The sequence below is a fragment of the Paracoccus sediminilitoris genome, from assembly GCF_003259195.1.
Lineage (GTDB): Bacteria > Pseudomonadota > Alphaproteobacteria > Rhodobacterales > Rhodobacteraceae > Paracoccus > Paracoccus sediminilitoris.
On record NZ_QJPK01000013.1, the window covers coordinates 1 to 355 of the forward strand.

At 57.7% G+C, this 355-nt stretch carries 1 pseudogene; it reads left to right on the forward strand.

The annotated features are described in order from the left end of the window. Positions 1-74: 74 nt before the first annotated feature. Positions 75-355 (forward strand): annotated as a pseudogene (locus DKT70_RS11745) (transposase); the annotation flags it as partial.

Here is a 355-nt window from a genome sequence, read left to right on the forward strand (position 1 = left end):
CGCGCTTGCCATGAAACAAACCCCCGACTACCAATCTCAAAACGGCAGACTCTCGTTATGAACGAGGAACGATCGGGGGGCAGGTCAGCCAAATCGGGCGCACGAAGGGCGGCATGAACACGAAGTTACATGCCGTCACTGATGCGAAAGGCCGCCCGATCCAGGTCTTCATGTCGGCCGGACACGTGAGCGATGACACCGGTGCAGCCGCGCTGCTGAGTAGCCTGCCGAAGGCGGATTGGTTCTTGGGGGATCGTGGATAGGATGCCGATTGGCGACGACAGGCGTTGAAAGACAACGGGATAAAGGTTTGCATCCCCGGTCGAAAGTCACGCAAGAAAGCCGTGAAACATGA